The organism is Pontibacter sp. E15-1, from assembly GCF_022601975.1.
Taxonomy (GTDB): domain Bacteria; phylum Bacteroidota; class Bacteroidia; order Cytophagales; family Hymenobacteraceae; genus Pontibacter.
Map to the genome: position 1 here is coordinate 13,800 of NZ_JAKVIR010000012.1, position 18,333 is coordinate 32,132.

At 56.2% G+C, this 18,333-nt stretch carries 16 protein-coding genes and 1 riboswitch; of the genes, 4 read left to right on the plus strand and 12 right to left on the minus strand.

What is annotated here, in order from left to right:
* Positions 1-51: 51 nt before the first annotated feature.
* Together MKJ04_RS09755 and MKJ04_RS09760 are read right to left on the minus strand one after the other, a co-directional pair.
* The gene (locus tag MKJ04_RS09755) at positions 52-1,284 is read right to left on the minus strand and encodes a M16 family metallopeptidase (RefSeq protein WP_241641443.1); all 1,233 of its coding nucleotides are present in this window, start codon (positions 1,282-1,284) and stop codon (positions 52-54) included.
* Between the two features lie 114 nt (positions 1,285-1,398).
* Positions 1,399-2,160, minus strand: coding sequence for a hypothetical protein (locus MKJ04_RS09760; protein ID WP_241641444.1), 762 nt, complete (start codon positions 2,158-2,160; stop codon positions 1,399-1,401).
* A gap of 342 nt (positions 2,161-2,502) precedes the next feature.
* Here MKJ04_RS09760 and MKJ04_RS09765 point away from each other — a divergent pair, with 342 nt between their 5' ends.
* Entirely contained in the window at positions 2,503-3,516 is a 1,014-nt protein-coding gene (locus MKJ04_RS09765; protein ID WP_241641446.1) for a glycosyltransferase family 9 protein, read from the plus strand.
* A gap of 186 nt (positions 3,517-3,702) precedes the next feature.
* Positions 3,703-4,347 (plus strand): thiamine phosphate synthase, encoded by a 645-nt coding sequence (locus MKJ04_RS09770; RefSeq protein ID WP_241641448.1) that lies wholly within the window; start codon positions 3,703-3,705, stop codon positions 4,345-4,347.
* Between the two features lie 43 nt (positions 4,348-4,390).
* Here the strand turns inward: MKJ04_RS09770 and moeB are convergent, their stop codons facing one another.
* From moeB to thiS, 7 genes are all read right to left on the minus strand, one after another.
* Positions 4,391-5,458, minus strand: coding sequence for a molybdopterin-synthase adenylyltransferase MoeB (moeB, locus tag MKJ04_RS09775; protein ID WP_241641449.1), 1,068 nt, complete (start codon positions 5,456-5,458; stop codon positions 4,391-4,393).
* Between the two features lie 109 nt (positions 5,459-5,567).
* Complete coding sequence (thiH, locus tag MKJ04_RS09780; RefSeq protein ID WP_241641451.1) at positions 5,568-6,677, minus strand: 2-iminoacetate synthase ThiH; 1,110 nt, start codon at positions 6,675-6,677, stop codon at positions 5,568-5,570.
* A gap of 163 nt (positions 6,678-6,840) precedes the next feature.
* Positions 6,841-7,614 carry a thiazole synthase gene (locus MKJ04_RS09785; protein ID WP_241641453.1) on the minus strand — a complete coding sequence of 258 codons (774 nt, stop codon included), beginning with the start codon at positions 7,612-7,614 and terminating at the stop codon, positions 6,841-6,843.
* Positions 7,592-8,254 (minus strand): thiamine phosphate synthase, encoded by a 663-nt coding sequence (locus tag MKJ04_RS09790; RefSeq protein ID WP_241641454.1) that lies wholly within the window; start codon positions 8,252-8,254, stop codon positions 7,592-7,594. The genes MKJ04_RS09785 and MKJ04_RS09790 overlap by 23 nt, the downstream gene beginning before the upstream one ends.
* A 2-nt stretch (positions 8,255-8,256) precedes the next feature.
* A complete protein-coding gene (locus MKJ04_RS09795; protein WP_241641455.1) occupies positions 8,257-9,009 on the minus strand; it encodes a hydroxymethylpyrimidine/phosphomethylpyrimidine kinase in 753 nt (250 codons plus the stop codon).
* A gap of 58 nt (positions 9,010-9,067) precedes the next feature.
* The gene (thiC, locus tag MKJ04_RS09800) at positions 9,068-10,930 is read right to left on the minus strand and encodes a phosphomethylpyrimidine synthase ThiC (protein WP_241641456.1); all 1,863 of its coding nucleotides are present in this window, start codon (positions 10,928-10,930) and stop codon (positions 9,068-9,070) included.
* Between the two features lie 163 nt (positions 10,931-11,093).
* Positions 11,094-11,297: a sulfur carrier protein ThiS gene (gene thiS, locus MKJ04_RS09805; protein WP_241641457.1), complete on the minus strand. Its 204-nt coding sequence runs from the start codon at positions 11,295-11,297 to the stop codon at positions 11,094-11,096.
* An 80-nt stretch (positions 11,298-11,377) separates the two neighbouring features.
* Positions 11,378-11,483, minus strand: a riboswitch (TPP riboswitch).
* A 199-nt stretch (positions 11,484-11,682) separates the two neighbouring features.
* Between thiS and MKJ04_RS09810 the strand changes: the two genes are divergently transcribed.
* Both MKJ04_RS09810 and MKJ04_RS22865 read left to right on the plus strand, forming a co-directional pair.
* On the plus strand, positions 11,683-12,972 hold the full coding sequence (locus MKJ04_RS09810) for an aminopeptidase P N-terminal domain-containing protein (protein ID WP_241641458.1): 1,290 nt from the start codon (positions 11,683-11,685) through the stop codon (positions 12,970-12,972).
* A gap of 370 nt (positions 12,973-13,342) precedes the next feature.
* Positions 13,343-14,806 carry an OmpA family protein gene (locus tag MKJ04_RS22865; RefSeq protein WP_317246712.1) on the plus strand — a complete coding sequence of 488 codons (1,464 nt, stop codon included), beginning with the start codon at positions 13,343-13,345 and terminating at the stop codon, positions 14,804-14,806.
* A gap of 268 nt (positions 14,807-15,074) precedes the next feature.
* Here MKJ04_RS22865 and MKJ04_RS09830 read toward each other — a convergent pair whose 3' ends face one another.
* The 3 genes from MKJ04_RS09830 to MKJ04_RS09840 form a co-directional block, all read right to left on the minus strand.
* On the minus strand, positions 15,075-15,998 hold the full coding sequence (locus MKJ04_RS09830; protein ID WP_241641459.1) for an aspartate carbamoyltransferase catalytic subunit: 924 nt from the start codon (positions 15,996-15,998) through the stop codon (positions 15,075-15,077).
* 10 nt (positions 15,999-16,008) lie between these two features.
* Positions 16,009-16,557, minus strand: a complete 549-nt coding sequence (pyrR, locus tag MKJ04_RS09835; RefSeq protein ID WP_241641460.1) for a bifunctional pyr operon transcriptional regulator/uracil phosphoribosyltransferase PyrR — start codon at positions 16,555-16,557, stop codon at positions 16,009-16,011.
* 234 nt (positions 16,558-16,791) lie between these two features.
* Complete coding sequence (locus tag MKJ04_RS09840; protein WP_241641461.1) at positions 16,792-18,282, minus strand: hypothetical protein; 1,491 nt, start codon at positions 18,280-18,282, stop codon at positions 16,792-16,794.
* Positions 18,283-18,333: the final 51 nt, after the last annotated feature.

Consider the following 18,333-nt stretch of genomic DNA (forward strand, 5'->3'; position numbering starts at 1 on the left):
TGATTGTTAAATGGTTGTCCTTAAGCTATCACAACAATAAACAATCAGCTATTAACCCGGTACATAATTCAGGAAGCTGAGCTGGTCTTCGCGCAGGGCGTCGTTGGCAATGTCGAGCAGGTCGGTGGCGGTGATGTTCTTGATCTGGGCGAAGATCTCGTTTAGCGAGTCCACCTTGCCCTGGTCCAGCAGGCTCTTGCCGATCATCATCATCAGGCCCATGTTGCTTTCCTCGGCCATGGCCAGTTGCCCCATTAGCTGCTCTTTGGCCGTGTGCAGCTGCAGCGATCCCAGCGGTTTCTCGCGCAGCTTCTGCAGCTCCTTCAGCACCAGCGAGGTGGTGCGCTTCAGCTGCTTTTTCTCGGTGCCGAAGTATATTGTGAGCAGGCCGGTGTCGATGTAGGTGGCGTAGTTGGCGTCGATGGTATACACGAGGCCATGCTTTTCGCGCACGGCCAGGTTCAGGCGCGAGTTCATACCGGGGCCGCCCAACAGGTTCACGAGCATGAAGAACGGGATGCGGCGGTCGTCGGAGAGGGCATAGGCCGGTGAGCCGATCACACAGTGGGCCTGCGAGATGGGCTTCTCCAGCGTGATCGATTTGGGGGTATAGGCCGTGAAGGGCACGCGCTTGCGCGGCTTCTTTATCTCTGGGATGTCGCCGAGGTATTTCTCCGCCAGCCTCAGCACTTTATCAAAAGGCAGGTTGCTGACAGAGCAGAAAATAAGCGCGTCGGTGCTGAGGTTGCGGTCGATGAAACGCAGGAAATCCTGCTTCTCGAACCCCGACACGCTCTCTTTGGTGCCCAGGATGTTGCTGCCCAGCGAGTGCCCTTCGTACACCACGGCGTCAAACTCATCCACAATGGCATCCTCGGGTGCGTCTAGGTACATGGCCATCTCCTCCAGAATCACGCCGCGCTCTTTCTCTATCTCGCGCTCCGGAAACACCGACCGGAAGGTGATGTCGGTCAGCAGCTCAAAAGACTTGTCGAAGTGCTTGTCCAGCACAGAGGAGTAAAAGCAGATTTTCTCTTTGGTGGTATAAGCGTTCAACTCGCCGCCCACCGACTCGAGCCGGTTCAGGATATGGAACGACTTGCGCTTCTCGGTGCCTTTAAAGGCCATGTGCTCCCAGAAGTGGGCAATCCCGGTCTGGTCGGTCAGCTCGTCGCGGCTGCCGATGTCCATGATGAAGCCGCTGTGGGCTATCTTGGTGTGCAGCACCTGCTTGTGTACGACCCGGATTCCGTTGGGTAAGGTATGGATATGGTAATCAGGCATTCAATCTCAAATTAGCCTGCAAAGGTACGGGAAAGCGCGATGAGTTAAAAGCCATACCTCCCGGCGTGTGCAGAGAGGCATACCCCCGGACGTATAATTATTTTGCGCGCGCGGTTAGCGGGCGGCAGGCTTTTGCGCCGGGCGACTGCCCACGTTGATCACGAGGCCGAGCGAGAAAACGGCATAGCCGGCCGTGAGGGCGTCCCTGTTTTTGAGGCCGAAGTTAGAGCCGCTGGTATATTGCAACTGCACGGCGGGGTTCAGGGTGAGGCGGGTATAAAAGATCGGCTCCAGAAAGATGTTGTCTTCCTCATCCTTCACCACGCCGTTGAGCAGATGCTTGCTCATGTCCACGTAGCTGGCGCGCAGGGCCGTGCCGTAGTTCAGCGGGAAGTCTTTGCCAAAAAAGTGCAGGGACTTTTTCCGTTTGGAGCTAAAGTTCACCTGCACGAAATACTTGTTGAAGCTTACCTCGCGGCGCTGAAAGGTCATGTTCCCCTTTTCGTCCTCCTCCTTGTCGGTGCGGTCGCTGCTGCCGCCGCCAAAGCCGCCGTATACCTCCAGAATGCGGTTGTTGTTCTGGCCGAAGGTGGTGAAGTAGCCACCGCCCGCCTCCAGCAGGTTGTGCCGGAAATCGCGCTTTCGGCGCTCACTGTTCAGCATCGAGCCGTTTACCAGCACCCCGAAATGATCCGATACGGCATAGGCCGTGTTAAAAGTGATGTTGCCTTTGGGCGTGATGTGGCCCCCGGCGCTCAGCTCGCCTTTCTGGGTAAACATGGGCACGTTGGGCACGTTGGGCATATACGCCGACACGCAACCCGACATGAAAACCACTAAACTGCAAAAGCCGGCAAGGGAGATAATTCTTTTCATATGATGGTATAAACAGGGGCGGCCCGTGTCCTTTGCCTGTATGCGATGGCCGAAATGCAGTTGCCGGCGCAGTCGCGGTGTTGCAGGCCGCAGGTACACGGCTTCCTTTCACAAATATCAAGACTGTATTTGATATATTTCAAGCTTTGGGGAAGTATTATGTGAAAGTAGACTTAAAACAAGGGGAAATACGCGCTAGCGTTTGGGCTATTGGCCGAACAATTTTATCTTGCTGATTAGCCCGGAACGGCACCGATGCTTCCGCAATGCCCAAACAGCTTTGCAGGGTAGTTGGCGGCCTGTTTCGGCAGGCGTAGTTTTGCCCGAAGCAGCAAGAGCAGCATGAACAAGATACTGATTATACAAACGGCCTTTCTGGGAGATGTGGTGCTGGCGACGGCGCTGGTGGAGAAACTGCATGCCTTTTACCCGGAGGCCCAGCTCGATTTCCTGCTGCGCAAGGGCAACGAGGGGTTGCTGCAAGACCACCCGCTGCTGCGCCAGGTGCTGGTATGGAACAAGCAGGAAGGGAAGTACAAAAGCCTGCTGAACCTGCTGAAGCAAATCAGGGCAGCGCAGTACGACCTGGTGGTGAACGTGCAGCGCTTCGGGGCGACCGGCATCCTGACGGCCCTGTCGGGGGCAAAGGAAACGGTGGGGTTTGAGAAGAACCCGTTCTCGCGCCTCTTCACGCGCCGCTACGTGCACGATGTGCAGTCGGGCACGCATGAGGTGGAGCGCAACGACCTGCTCATCCAAAGCCTGACCAACGCCCTCCCGACCAAGCCCAGGCTATACCCCAGCCCGGTGGATTTCGCGAAGGTGGAGCACTGGAAACAGCAGCCCTTCATCTGCTTGGCCCCTACCTCGGTGTGGTTTACCAAGCAGTACCCGCAGGAGCAGTGGGTCACGTTGCTCAACTCCCTCGACCCGAATTACAAGGTATACCTGCTGGGCTCGCCAGCCGACAAACAGCACTGCGACGAGATCATCAGCCAGAGCACCAACCCCCGCGTTGAGAACCTGTGCGGCCAGCTGAACCTGCTGCAGTCGGCGGCGCTGATGCGCGACGCGGCGCTGAACTACGTGAACGACTCGGGCCCGATGCACCTCGCCTCGGCCCTGAACGCCCCGACCTGCGCCATCTACTGTTCCACGGTGCCCCGCTTCGGCTTCGGCCCCCTTTCTGATTTTGCCACGGTGGTGGAGCGCGAAGAGCCGCTGTACTGTCGCCCCTGCGGCCTGCATGGGTATAAAGCCTGCCCCGAAGGCCATTTTAAGTGCGCCCGCGAGATCCGGAATGAGCAGCTGCTGGAGGTGTTGAAAGTTAGAGAGGGGTATGAGTTGGAGAGGTAGAAAAGTTAGAGAGGTATGATTTAGAAAGTTAGAGGGGTATAAATTTGAGGTATAAATTTATAGAGTTAACTAGTACTCGAACAATTTATTTACCAGAATTAGCGTTTGCTTGTATAGGAAGAAAAGCTGCTTTTATGCCTCATTTTTAATTCTTAATTTCTAATTTTTAATTTGGCGAAGCACTAGTTGGATGGGTTGTCTGGAGAATGCGGGATGGAACTGATCGTGATCACGTCGCCGGAGCGGGTGGGGCAGGAGCAGCAGGTATGCTGCCAGCTTTTTGCGCTTGGGCTGCAGACACTGCATGTGCGCAAGCCCGGGGCAACCCTGCCGGAACTACGCAACTGGCTGCAGCTACTGCCGGAGCGGTATCACCGGCACATCATGCTGCACACGCATCATGCGCTGGCGCAGGAGTTTGCCGTAAAAGGGCTGCATTTCCGGGAGACTGAGCGAGCTGCCACTGCCACAACTGAGAAAGGACGCCTCATTTTCTCCTCCTCGTTTCATACCCTCGGGGCCGTGCAGCAGCCACAGCCATACCTTGATTACGCTTTCCTGAGCCCGGTTTTCCAGAGCATCTCCAAAAAAGACTACCCCGCCGCCTTTACCTCAGATGATTTGAAAGCAGCCCTCCCAAAGGCAACGCTGCCGCTTGTGGCGCTGGGTGGTATAACTGCGGAAAAACTACCACTGGTACAAAACCTGGGGTTTGCCGGGGCCGCCGTGCTAGGGGCTGTTTGGGGAAACCCGGAGCCAGTGCAGGCATACCGCAGACTGCTTCAGTTCAGAGAAGACCTCACAGCGTCTGCAAGACCTGTGAGTGTCTGAGCGAAGGCAGCTGCTAATAAAACAGACACAAATTTCTACACCGCTACTCCTCCCACGCCGCCAGGCCACCCGCCAGGTTGTAAAACTGCACCTCCGGGAAACGAGCTTCCAACAAGGCAATCGCCCGCTTACTGCGCACCCCCGACTGGCAAAGCACCACTACCTCAGGCTGCAGGGCCAGCGTGTCCAGCACTTCCTCCAACTCAGACAGTGGCACTGCGTCACCGCCAATATTATAGGCCTCATACTCCTGCAACTCGCGCACATCCAGCACCTGCACTTGTTTGCCCGCTTCCTGCCAGGCCTGCAACTCGCTCGCCGATATTTCCCGATCCACGGCACAGGTAACGCCATAACTTGCCTGAAGCGAAGTTACAGTATCGGCATAGTGGGTGCGCGGAAACTTGAAGGAGGAAAAATGGAGGGAAAGTGCATCGAACAGTAGCAGCTTGCCGGAAGCCACCTCGCCCAAACCGCAGATAATCTTTATCGCCTCGGTTGCCTGCAGCGTGCCGATGATGCCCGGCAGCACCCCAAGCACACCCGCCTCGGCGCAATTCGGGATCTCACCAGCGGGAGGGGGCTCTGGAAACAGGCAACGGTAACTTGGTCCGTTATGGTAATTGAACACCGACACCTGCCCCTCGAACTGCGAGATGGCCCCGAAGACAAGCGGCGTTTGCAGGATGGTGCAGGCGTCGCTCACGAGGTAGCGGGTCGGGAAGTTGTCGGAGCCGTCTACCACCAGGTCATAGTCCTGCACCAGCTCCAGCGCATTTTCCACGCTTATTCCGGCGGGGTGCAGCGCAAACTGCACGTATGGGTTTTGCTGGGCCAGCCTCCGGGCAGCAACTGTTACCTTCGGCTCGCCCACATCAGCGGAGGTATACAGGATCTGACGGTGCAGGTTGCTCTCGCTCACCACATCCATGTCGGCAATGCCGATGGTGCCCACGCCTGCCGCAGTCAGGTACTGCAGCACCGGGCACCCGAGTCCGCCCGCGCCAATCACCAGCACCCGGGACTGCTTCAGCTTTTGCTGGCCAGTCTCGCCCAACTCCGGCAAAATCATCTGCCTGCCATACCGCTCTCTCTCTGCTTTGCCTAACATTTTGGTTGATGATTGTTAAATTGTTGAATGGTTAGATTGTTGAACGTTCCCCCGCTAAACTCATACCCTTTAATTTCTTGACTCTCTACTTCTCTAACTTTCTATATCTCTAACTTAAAACGCTGTCCCAGTCTTTCCAGATGGCGTCATACCCCTGGTGGCGGATCATCTGCACGATTTCGGCCGGGGTGCGCTCGTCGCTGATCTCGAACTGCTCCAGGGCGTTTATACCCCCCGCATACCCGCCCGGATCGGTTTTAGAGCCCGCGCTGACAGACGTAATCCCTAATTTAATAACATTATTGCGAAAATGCTGGCTCTCCCGCGTCGAGAGCGAAAGTTCTGCTTCCTCGTTCCAGATGCGGTAAGCGCAGATCAGCTGTACCAACTCCCGGTCGCTCATCTCCACCTTGGGGGGCAGGCCGCCGGAGAATGGGCGGAGCCGCGGGAACGAGATGCTGTACTTGGTTTGCCAGTAGGTGCGCTCGAGGTACTGCAGGTGCAGCGCGGTATAAAAGCTGTCGGTGCGCCAGTCCTCCAGCCCGATCAGCACGCCCAGACCGATTTTGTGGATACCGGCCTGGCCCAGTCGGTCGGGGGTTTCGAGGCGGTACTGGAAATTCGATTTCTTTCCCTTCGGGTGATGTTTTTTGTAATCCTCCTGGTGGTACGTCTCCTGGTATACCAGCACCGTGTTCAGCCCCAGCGAAGCCAGTTGTGCATACTCCTCCTGGTCCAGCGGCTGCACCTCCATGGAAATGTGCGAGAAGTAGGGCCGGATCAAGGGCAGCACCTCTTTAAAATAGTCCATACCCACAGTTTTGCTGGCCTCGCCGGTTACCAGCAGCACATGGTCGTAGCCATACCCCTTGATCACCTCCACCTCCTTCAGAATCTGCTCCTTGGTAAGTGTGGTGCGGGGCATGGGGTTGTCGAGGCTGAAGCCGCAGTAAGTGCAGATGTTCTGGCACTCGTTGGAGAGGTAGAGCGGGATGTATAGCTGCAGCGTTTTCCCGAACCGTTTCTGGGTAAGCTGCTGGCTCAGGGCCGCCATCTGCTCCAGGTAAGGGGCCGCCGCCGGCGAGATCAGCGCTTTGAAATCCTCCAGGGTACGCACCGGCCTTGCCAGCGCCTGCTCCACATCTACGCTGGTTTTGGCATAGATGCTTTGCTTTGCCTCGTCCCAGTTGTGATTTTCGAAAATGGCGTTAAAACTCATTTTAGTTAAAAGTTAAGTAGGGACAGGTCGCGACCTGTCCAATCTACACCGGCAATGGTGCCGGTTAATTCTTTGCTGAACCGTCTCATTAAAACCTCATCCTATCATGGTTGCTTAAGGGGCTGTAGCGGACAGGTCGCGACCTGGCCCTACGATACCTCAATTAAAGCGCATCCAGAAAAGAAGTGAGCGGGCTGCTGGCCTGCGCCGTGATTCCGGTTGGTGCCAGTTTTGCCTCATACGCTATACGTCCGGCCTCCACAGCCAGCTGAAAGGCCCGGGCCATTTGCACCGGGTTCTGGGATACGGCTATAGCGGTGTTCACCAGCACCGCATCGGCCCCCAGTTCCATGGCTTCGGCGGCATGCGAGGGCGCCCCAATACCGGCATCCACCACCACGGGCACCTTGCTTTGCTGAATGATAATCTTCAGGAACTCGCGGGTCAGGAGGCCGTTGTTGCTGCCGATGGGGGAGCCCAGGGGCATGACGGCTGCCGCACCCACTTCCTCGAGGCGCTTGCACAGCACCGGGTCGGCGTGGATGTAGGGCAGCACCACAAAGCCAAGCTTCGCGAGTTCCTCGGTGGCCTTCAGCGTCTCGATGGGGTCGGGGAGGAGGTATTTCGGGTCTGGGTGGATCTCCAGCTTGAGCCAGTTTGTTTCCAGTGCCTCGCGCGCCAGCTGGGCGGCAAACACAGCCTCTTTGGCATTTCGCACGCCTGAGGTGTTGGGCAGCAGGTTGAACTGCGGGTGCGCAAGGTATGGCAGAATATCATCCTGGCCGTGCTGCACGTCCACGCGTTTCAGGGCCACGGTCACCAGCTCGGAGCCGGAGGCCAGCAGCGCCTCTTCCATCTGCCGGCCCGAGCCGAACTTGCCGGTGCCGGTAAAGAGGCGCGAGGTAAAGGTTTTATCAGCTATTTGTAGTGGTTTCATACGAAGGTGCTGGGTTTAAACTGATGTGATGGTGGAAGTTGGCAACGGCGTCGCTTCTATCTGTTGCCTGCGCAATGGCCGAGGAAACGGCGACGCCATGAACTCCTGTGGACAGCAACTGCGGCAGATCCGATACTTCGATGCCGCCAATGGCAATAATTGGGATCAGAATGCCTGCCTCACGGCATTGCCGGAGCAGGGCGGTATACCCTTCCAGGCCGAGTATGGGGCTCAGGTTTTGCTTGGTGCGGGTAAAGCGGAACGGGCCCAAGCCAATGTAATCGACTCCTTGCGCAGCCAGGCGCTCGATGTCTGCAAAGGTGTTTGCTGTGCCACCGATGATTTTGTTCGGGCCTAGCAGCGCGCGCGCCTCCACTGGCGGCATGTCCTGCTGGCCCAGGTGCACGCCATCAGCATCTACCTCGGCAGCCAGGGCCGCATTGTCGTTCAGGATAAAAGTGCAGCCATAGTGGCGGCAGATGGCCTTTGTTTGCAGGGCCTGGTCCTTCCATACCGCGTCGGGCTGGCCTTTTACGCGCAACTGTAGCCAGTCGACCCCTGCCCGGCAGGCAGCTTCGGCCGCCATGGCATGGGTAAAGCCTGGTTGCTGCTGTGTAATATAATGTAGTTTCGAAATCATACTTATAAATAGTGATAGCCTAACAAAGTGCTGTTGCTGTTGAGGAAGCGGGTGGTATAGTCTTTGGCTTTGCGACAGGCCTTGGGGAGCGGGTAGCCCTGCGCCAACAGCGCCGTAACTGCGGCCGACAAAACACATCCAGAGCCGTGTTTGCCCTGCGGCACCGGCTGCTTGGGCCGGAAAGACCGCATTGTGCCATTGCTGAACAGGTAGTCGTAGCCGGGTTTAGCCTCGTTGTGGCCGCCTTTCAGCAGCACGTGGCAATGCAGGCTCAGAGCTGCGGCGGCTTCCATTGGGGGCAGGTGGGGCATCAGCTGCTGCATCTCGTTCCAGTTTGGGGTGATGAGGTATAGCCGCTGGCAAAGTTCCTCCAACTGCGCTGCATGCACCTCCTCGTGGAAGGGAAAGCTCGCGCTGGCCTTCAGAATCGGATCCCAGACCAGCTTCGTCTCCGGCGACAGCCGTTGCACCAACTCCAGCACCTGTAGCAGCGCATCCATGCTTTGCACCAGCCCGATCTTGGCAAAGGGCACTTTATACCTGCCCAGCAGGGCGGTCAGCTGCTTTTCGAGTTGCCCTATACCCAGCCAGTCCACTCCCGCAAACATCGCCTCATGCTGGTAAGTGATGGCCGTGCACGCACTCAGTCCCTGCACTTTCAGCGCCTCAAACGTTTTACTGTCCGCCGTTAGGCCCGCCCCCCCGCTGGGGTCGAACCCGGCAATGGAAAGGGTATAAGGTCTTTGCTTTGGCATGGCGTGGTGTTAGTTAAAAGGATAAGGCTGCAAGCGCGCGCCAGCGACTACTCTTGGGCTATGAGTAAATCTCAGAGCCTTTGGCCTTGAAAACAGCCGCCTGCTCCTGCATGCCTTTCTGTAGCGCCTCTTCCGCTGACGTTTCCTTTTGCCGGGCGTAGTCGCGCACCTCCTGCGTGATTTTCATCGAGCAGAAGTTTGGGCCGCACATCGAGCAGAAGTGGGCGACCTTGGCACCTTCGGCCGGCAGTGTTTCGTCGTGGTACTCGCGGGCGGTATCGGGGTCGAGGGCCAGGTTAAACTGGTCCTGCCAGCGGAACTCGAAACGGGCTTTGCTCAGGGCGTTGTCGCGGTGCTGGACACCGGGGTGGCCTTTGGCCAGGTCGGCGGCGTGCGCGGCAAGCTTGTAGGTGATCACGCCATCTTTCACGTCCTTCCGGTTGGGCAGGCCGAGGTGCTCTTTTGGGGTCACGTAGCAAAGCATGGCCGTGCCATACCACCCGATCATAGCCGCGCCAATGGCCGAGGTGATGTGGTCGTAGCCGGGGGCGATGTCGGTGGTGAGGGGGCCGAGGGTATAAAAGGGCGCCTCGCCGCATACCTCCAGCTGCTTGTCCATGTTCTCCTTAATAAGGTGCATCGGGATGTGGCCCGGCCCCTCGATAATCACCTGCACGTCGTGCTTCCAGGCAATCTTGGTCAATTCTCCCAGTGTCTCCAACTCAGCGAACTGCGCGGCGTCGTTGGCATCGGCGATGGAGCCTGGGCGCAGGCCGTCGCCCAGCGAGAAGGCCACATCATAGGCTTTCATAATCTCGCAAATTTCCTCGAAGTGGGTGTAGAGGAAGTTCTCCTGGTGATGCGCCAGGCACCATTTGGCCATGATCGAGCCGCCCCGCGACACGATGCCCGTCAGACGCTTGGCCGTGAGCGGCACGTAGCGCAGCAGCACCCCGGCATGGATAGTGAAATAATCCACGCCCTGCTCGGCCTGCTCTATCAGCGTGTCCCGGAAAATCTCCCAGGTCAGGTTCTCGGCTTTGCCGTTCACCTTCTCCAGCGCCTGGTAAATCGGCACGGTGCCGATCGGGACAGGCGAGTTGCGGATGATCCACTCGCGGGTTTCGTGGATGTTCTTGCCCGTCGAGAGGTCCATGATGGTGTCGGCGCCCCAGCGGCAGGCCCATACCGCCTTCTCCACTTCTTCCTCGATGCTGGACGTGACGGCCGAGTTGCCGATGTTAGCGTTGATCTTCACCAGGAAGTTGCGGCCAATGATCATCGGTTCGCTTTCGGGGTGGTTAATGTTGGAGGGTATAACCGCACGGCCGGCGGCCACCTCCTGCCGCACAAACTCCGGGGTGATGAAGCCTTTCGGGGTGTTGGCGCCAAAGCTGTTGCCCACGTGCTGATGGCTGATGCTCTCCTGCTCCGTCAGGCGCTGGTTCTCCCGGATGGCGATGTACTCCATCTCCGGCGTGATGATGCCTTTGCGGGCATAGTGCAGCTGCGTCACGTTCTGGCCCGCTTTGGCGCGGTAGGGTTTGCTCAGGTGCCCGAAGCGCAGTTCTTGCAGGCGCTCGTCGTGCAGGCGCTCCTGGCCATACGCCGACGTGATACCGGCTAGCTGCTCCACGTCCCCACGCCGCAGCACCCACTCCTCGCGCAGGCGGGGCAGGCCATTGCGCACGTCAATCGCTGCGTCCTCGTCGGTATAGGGGCCGCTGGTGTCGTATACCGTCACGGCCGGGTTTTGCTCGCGCTCTTCTACCCCCAGGAAACTGGTCACAGTGTCTTCCAGCGAGATCTCGCGCATGGCCACCTTAATGTCGTGGAGCTGTCCGGGGATGTATACCTTGCGCGAGCCCGGGAAAGGCGTGCGCGTAATGGTGTTGTCGGTTGGTGTTTTCTCTTGTCTCATATTTTCTTGGTGTGATAAATTTCTTGATAGGGTTTCTGGCGCAATCATCTAAAATTCCCAGCGCAAGCGTCCGCTTGTGCCCTTTTGCGAATGCTGACCTTCTGGCTAGCACAAGCGGACGCTTGCACCATAGAAAGCCAATTTAAATTGGTATAGGGTCGGGTCAGCCGCCCTGGGTCGCGCGGATAAGCGTGAGGCGGTCGTTGGGCCGTAGCTGGTGCGTGGGCCATTGGTCGCGGGGTAGCACCTCGTTGTTGATCGCGATGGCAAGGCCGCGGCTGTGCGGAAGCTCCAGAAGCTGGAGCACAGCAGTTACTGTGGCCGGCTCAGAGAGCTCCCTTTCGTGGTTATTCAGGAAAATTGTCATGGTTTGCTCGGTTTGGGATGCAGCTAGCAGTGGCGCTTACCGCCCAAGCGGAAACAAGAAGAAGTAGGAGGACAGGTGTGTGTATCGTCATGACTTTTCCCTTCGTCAGTGCTAACTGTATCAGGTTCAGAGGGTATTTCTCAGTTCTGCCGCGTTGGTTTGGGAAGAACACCCCTAAAGTGTGTGCTAAATGTAGGAAAAGTTTCGGGCAATATCCAAATGCGCCGCCTTTAATCGCCATAAAAAAATGCTTTGCTGGGTATGGCGATTGGGCTATTGCCGGGAAGGATGGCAGGAGGGGAGTATGAAAAAGTGCCTCAATTGCCAATCAAGCAAAATTTAGTACATTTAAGACGTTACGCAACGCTACAAAAAGAGACGAACCATGAAGTATCTGCCTATAGCGCAAGGGTTGTTTGTGCGCAACCGCCGCCGCTTTGTAAAACAGCTCAAGCCATCTTCCGTCGCTGTCTTTCACTCCAACGACGTGATGCCGACCAACGCCGACGGCACGCTGCCTTTCCGGCAAAGCAGCGACTTGTTCTACCTGTCTGGCATAGACCAGGAAGAAAGCATCCTGATGCTTTTCCCGGATGCGAAGGACGAGCGCATGCGGGAGGTGCTTTTTGTGCGCGAGACAAACGACCAAATCCTGACCTGGGAGGGGTATAAACTCACCAAGGAGCAGGCGCGGGAGGTGTCGGGCATCGGGAGCATCCTCTGGACACACCAGTTTGAGCAAGTGCTGGGCAGCCAGTTGTTCGAGGCGGAGCACATCTACCTGAACACAAACGAGCACCTGCGCGCCGTGGTAGAGGTGGAGACCCGCGATGCCCGGTTTATCAAGAAAGTAAAAGAACTTTACCCGCTGCACAAGTATGAGCGCAGCGCCCCAATCCTGCATCAGCTGCGTGCCGTTAAGTCGGAGCAGGAGGTGGCCCTGATCCAGCAGGCCTGCGACATTACAGAGAAAGCCTTTCGCCGCCTGCTCGGTTTCATCAGTCCCGGCGTGATGGAGTATGAGATAGAGGCCGAGCTGTACCACGAGTTCCTGCGCAACCGCTCCCGGGGCCCGGCCTACGCCCCCATCATCGCCTCGGGCGGCAACGCCTGCATCCTGCACTATACAGACAATAACCAGGAGTGCGAGGAGGGCGAACTGGTACTCATGGACTTCGGGGCGGAATATGCCAACTACGCCGCCGACCTGACGCGCACGGTGCCGGTAAGCGGCAAGTTCACGCCGCGCCAACGGGAGGTGTATAACTCGGTGCTGGCTGTGATGAAGGCCGCTACCCAGATGCTGGTGCCCGGCAACACGCTCGGGCAGTACCATAAGTTTGTGGGCACCGTGATGGAAAACGAACTGATCAGGCTCGGCTTGCTGAACGAGCAGGATATCCGCCACCAGGACCCGGTGAATCCGCTCTACAAAAGATATTTCATGCACGGCACCTCGCACCACCTCGGCTTGGATGTGCACGACGTCGGCAACCGGTTCCGGCCGTTTGAGGCGGGTATGGTGTTCACCTGCGAGCCAGGCATCTACATCCGGGAGGAAGGCATCGGAATCCGGCTGGAAGACGATATCCTGATTACCCCGCAGGGGCCCAAAAACCTGATGCAGCATATTCCGATTGAAGCCGACGCTATTGAGCGGCTGATGCAACAGTAAGAACTGCTCTTTACAAAGCCACAGAATAGGTTGTCAGCAAAGTGCCGGCAACCTTTATTGTTGTCCTTACACTGAAATTCGTTCGGTTGCATCAAAAAAAATAGCCGTGTACAACCTTGTGCAGCTGTATGAGTTTGAAGTATAATAAAATGTGCCCCCACAAATGCTTCCAAACTGAGAATGACAGTGGCAGTGAGGGTATTAGAACACTAACCTTTGTACCGTGCCTATGGAAAAACTTCTCCTCCCGCTAAATTTTCGTGCAAAAGCCGCTGCCTTGAATGCAGAGGCGCGCCTATTTTTTAGGCAGAATAGAAACACCTTTCCAAACATGCACGTATTGTCATATCAAAATATACTTTGTAAAATCATGCAAACACAACTTACAAAACTAAGTAGACTGGCTTTGGCGCTTGTTTTCTTGCTCACGGCAAGCAATCAACTGTTCGCGCAAAGCTCAGACCAGCCAATGAATCTCCAGATATACGGAAGCGCTTTACAGTATAAGGGTGAAGTTGAAAACCAGTTCTGGGATAACAATAGGCTCGAGTGGGGCGGTGGCCTAAACCTCAACCGCTATATCAGTCCTTCGTTCGACGCTGGATTGCATCTAACCTACGGTAGCGCAGAAGCGCGCATAGATGACTTTACCCATTTTGATGCGCAGATAGGAACAGCCATGCTTGCCGTTCGGCTAAAAATGTATGGCACTATCCTGAAAGAGGATGCCTTCATTGGGCCATACCTGCAGGTTGCTGGTGGTGGTGCCTGGGCTAAAACAGACGCTGTTGCCAATCAAATCCGCCAGCAGGACGACAAATTCTTTACAAGTGCCCTGAAAGGCGGCGCGGGTATCCGTTTCCGTTTCTCTGATGCCGTAAGCGCGTTTGTAGAATCAAATTACATGATTATTGGCCAGGATAAGATCGACGGCATTTTTAGCGGTGAAAACGATCGCTTCCTGATGCACAATGTAGGCCTGGGCTTTAACCTTGGCAGAGCGACAGACACAGACGGTGACGGCGTGTCTGACAAAAGAGATGAATGCCCGGATACCCCAACGGGTGTGCAGGTAGACAAAAAAGGTTGCCCGATTGACTCTGACGGTGACGGCGTGGCAGACTATCAGGACCAGTGCCCAACCGAGGCCGGAACTGTTGCAACGCAGGGATGCCCTGACCGTGACAACGACAACGTAGCTGACAAAGATGACCGTTGCCCAGACCAAGCGGGTACTGTAGCGCTGCAGGGTTGCCCTGACGCAGATGGTGACGGTGTAGCAGATGACCAGGATGAGTGCCCAGACACGCCAGCAGGTGTGCAGGTAGGCCCGAATGGTTGCCCAGTAGACTCTGACGGTGACGGTGTGCCAGACAACGAGGACAACTGCCCTAACTCTCCGGGTACAATCGAGACAAAAGGATGCCCTGAGCTTGACCAGGCAACATTGAAGTTACTGGAAGAGAAAGTTCGCTTTGAGTTTGACCAAGCCCGTGTGCAGGATTCATACAAGCAACTGCTTGACAGCATTGTGGTAGCCCTTTCTAAGTACCCTGACCATGTGTTGCTGATCAAAGGCCATGCAGACTTCATCGGCTCTGAGGAGTACAACCAGGTTCTGTCTGAGCGTAGAGCAGAAGCCGTGAAAGAGTACTTGATTCAGCAAGGTGTGCAGAACCCTGACCGTATGGTAACAAAAGGTTACGGTGAAACACAGCCACTGGTGCAGGTTAACCAGCGCCAGTCACGTCGCAGAACTGAATCCGCGAGAGCGAAAAACAGAAGGGTAGGTTTCGAAATGAACACACCTGACATGCAACTGAACCTTGAGTAACAACTCATCATTAAGTACAAAGAGGCCGCAGGATTATCTTGCGGCCTCTTTTGTTTTAGAGGCACGCACATTGCAAGCGGCTCATACGCATTAGCAATCAGAGCCAGTGCATTTAGGGTATATATGCCAAACAGAAGGTGCTATGCCTATATATGCTGGAGCAAACCGATAAGCATTTTGCGGATCGGTTATATTTAACAAGGCCTCTATGGTGCTCAATTGAGCACCATAGAGGCCTTGTTAATGAGTATGTATAAAAGCAGTGCTGTTACTGCTTCTGAGCCAGGAGGTATAGCACTGCCATCCGGATTGCCACACCGTTTTCTACCTGGTTCAGTATGATGGAGTGGTGGGAGTCGGCAGCATCGCTGCTCAGTTCCACGCCTCGGTTTATGGGGCCGGGATGCATCAGCGTAATCTCTTTGTCCAGGCTGTCGAGCATCTTCTTGTCGATGCCATAGTAGAGCGTGTACTCGCGCAACGACGGGAAATACTTCATCTGCATCCGCTCCAGCTGTATGCGCAGCACGTTTGCCACATCGCACCACTGCAGCGCCCGCCGCACATCCGTTTCCACCAGCACCCCGAGCTGCCTGATGTGCCTGGGCAGGAGCGTGGTAGGGCCGCACACCATTACCTCGGCTCCCAGCTTCTGGAGCGCGAAGATGTTGGACAGCGCAACCCGTGAGTGCAGGATATCACCGATGATCACGACTTTTTTGCCTGCCACTTCGCCGAGCTTCTCCCGGATGGAGAAAGAGTCGAGCAGCGCCTGCGTGGGGTGTTCGTGGGTGCCGTCGCCGGCGTTCACGATATTGGCCTTGATGTGGTTCGACAGGAAGTGCGGCGCACCCGGGCTGGAGTGGCGCATCACGATCATGTCTACCTTCATGGCCAGGATGTTGTTGACGGTGTCGAGCAGGGTCTCGCCTTTCTTCACGGAGCTGCTGCTGCTGCTGAAGTTCACCACGTCGGCCGAAAGCCGCTTCTCGGCCAGCTCGAAGGAGAGGCGCGTGCGGGTGGAGTTCTCGAAGAAGACGTTGGCGATGGTAATATCGCGCAGCGAGGGCACTTTCTTGATTGGCCTGTTGAGCACATCCTTAAAGTTGTCCGCCGTCTCAAAAATGAGCTGTATGTCTTGCGGAGTAATGTCTTTGATGCCTAACAGGTGCCGGACGCTGAGCTCTTGCATGTGGGAAAGTTTAATCTTCGGTTTTGGTAATCAGCCATATATTGTCTTCGGGGGCCTGCTGCTCCTTCCACTCCACAAGCACCCGCTGGCTTTGCAGCGAGTTTACCTGGCGGCCCACATAGGTGGCCTGTATGGGCAGGTGACGCGTGTACAGGCGGTCGATGAGCACCAGAAGCTCCACGCTGGCAGGGCGGCCATAGGCAATCATGGCATCTAGGGCGGCCCGCACCGAACGACCCGTGTACAGCACATCGTCCACGAGAATCACCTTTTTGCCTTCTACCAGAAAATCCACTTTGGTGGCGTTGGCGGTGAGCGGCGTTTCGCGGCGACGGAAGTCATCGCGGTGGAACGTGGTGTCGAGGTAACCGGTAGGCACCTGCTTGCCCAGAATGGCGGCCAGGGTGCTCTGAATGCGCTGCGCAACAAACCTACCGCGCGGCTGCAAGCCCAGGATAACAGAATCAGAAAAGTCGCCGTGGTTCTCGATAAGCTGGTGGCAAAGGCGCAACACCATGATCTCGAGCAGTGGAGGGTTTACGATGAGTCTTTTCTGCATAGCCGGATGTATTAATTGCAAATATAGCGCACCAGATTAAGATGCGGAAATAATTGTTGGGGTGTGATGGTGGATTGTCAGTTGCTGATTGATATTTGCTGCGTGTTTCACATGATACTGATTGGCACGCGCCAGAAAAATCACAACAGCAGAAGAGCACAGCGGAGGTATAACATATGTATACAGCAGCCTTAAGCAATTACCAACTGACAATCAGCAACGAATAAGCAGCCCTCAGAAAGAGATTTTGTTGATGTAGAAAACGGTGCGGAAACCATCTTCTTTGGACTTGATGCGCTGGAAACCGAATGCCGCAAAGTGATTGCCATACCACTTGATAATGCCGGGCGCGATGGTATCCTGTATTTTATCGCTCTCCGCATACGTAAGCACTTCCGTCTCGGTCTCCTCCTCGTTATACCTCCCTTGGTCCATCACTTGGTATATGATTTTCTCCTCGTCGGGGTAGGCCATGACCACCCGGCCGTCGGGTAGCCAGCCGACCTCTATCGTATGCACCAGTTGCGCCGTCACCAGCCCCTTCAGCGGGAAGATGTTATCCCAAAGCAACTTTCCCTGAGCATCGAAGGCGATGGCCACCGCATGCGTGCGCTTATACCCTTCCTGCTGCCGCCTGCCCATCGATATGGCCCTGTCAATCCCGAAGGAGTTGTTGTTGCTGATGTACTGCGGGAAGTATACCTCGGCGGCCAGCACGTAGCCCGTGGGCGTCACGATCAGGTCGTGGAGGAGCAGGCGATAGCGGTAGCCCAGCTTTTTGCCCTGCTTGAGGCGGGAGCCCTCCCGGCGGCGAAGGCGTTCTTCCTGGCGGGGTTTGAGGTACTTGAAAAAGTTCTTGAGCTGGAGCATGCTGTAAAAAGCCCCCTCCTCATCCACTAGCCCGGCAGCGAGCGGTGCCGTGAAAAAGCCCTGCACATTTTGCAGGTCGCGGGTGCCGTAGGTGCCCAGCAGCAATTTCCGGGTACTGTCGCCGGGAGAGACCTCGGCATTCAGCAGGTTCCGGCTTTCCTGCTGCAGTATAAACCGGTTGTCGAGCAGCTTGCCCATCGCATCGAAGGCCTTCACTTGCAGCCGCGTTATCCGCCCGTTCGACTCTGCCAGCACGGCGTCCACGCGGCCGTTCTCGGGGTCTGCGAGCAGGTCCGAGAACGTGGACTGGTCTCCGTAGATCGAGGGCAGCTGCTGGGTTTTGCCCGTTCTTGCGTGGATGTGCCACAGTTGGGGCTTGCGCTCCCGTGTGTTGTGCCCGATGATAAAGTAATTCCCTTCCAGCACCACAAACTCATACACGGCCTCAATCTGATCCAGCTTATACCGTTTGTGCTGCAGCTGCCCGGTGACATAGTTTACGCGCACGATGGTATACTGCTGCCGGTTCTCCTCCCCAAAGATAAAATAGGTATAGGGGGCCTCGGTATACTGCCGTAAAAACTCACTGTCTGGCGGGATGGAAACGGTGTCGGCCCAGGCAGGCTCGAGGCGCGTATTATACTTTGTGAAGTTAAAGGTGGCCGATGTCTGCCAAAGAGTGTTGATCTTGTAGTACAGCAAAAGGCTGCTGTCGGGCAGTGCAATCAGGTCGGCATCTGTTTTCTCGTACTCCAGGGGCAGCTCCAGGCGTATGGGCTGCGCCGGCTCTTGCGCCATCAGCGGATACAACAGGAAAAAGAAAATACAGGAAAGCAGGTAACGAAGAAGGACCATAAATAACAGGTTGAGAGCGCTATCAGGTACGGCTATATATAACATAGCAGC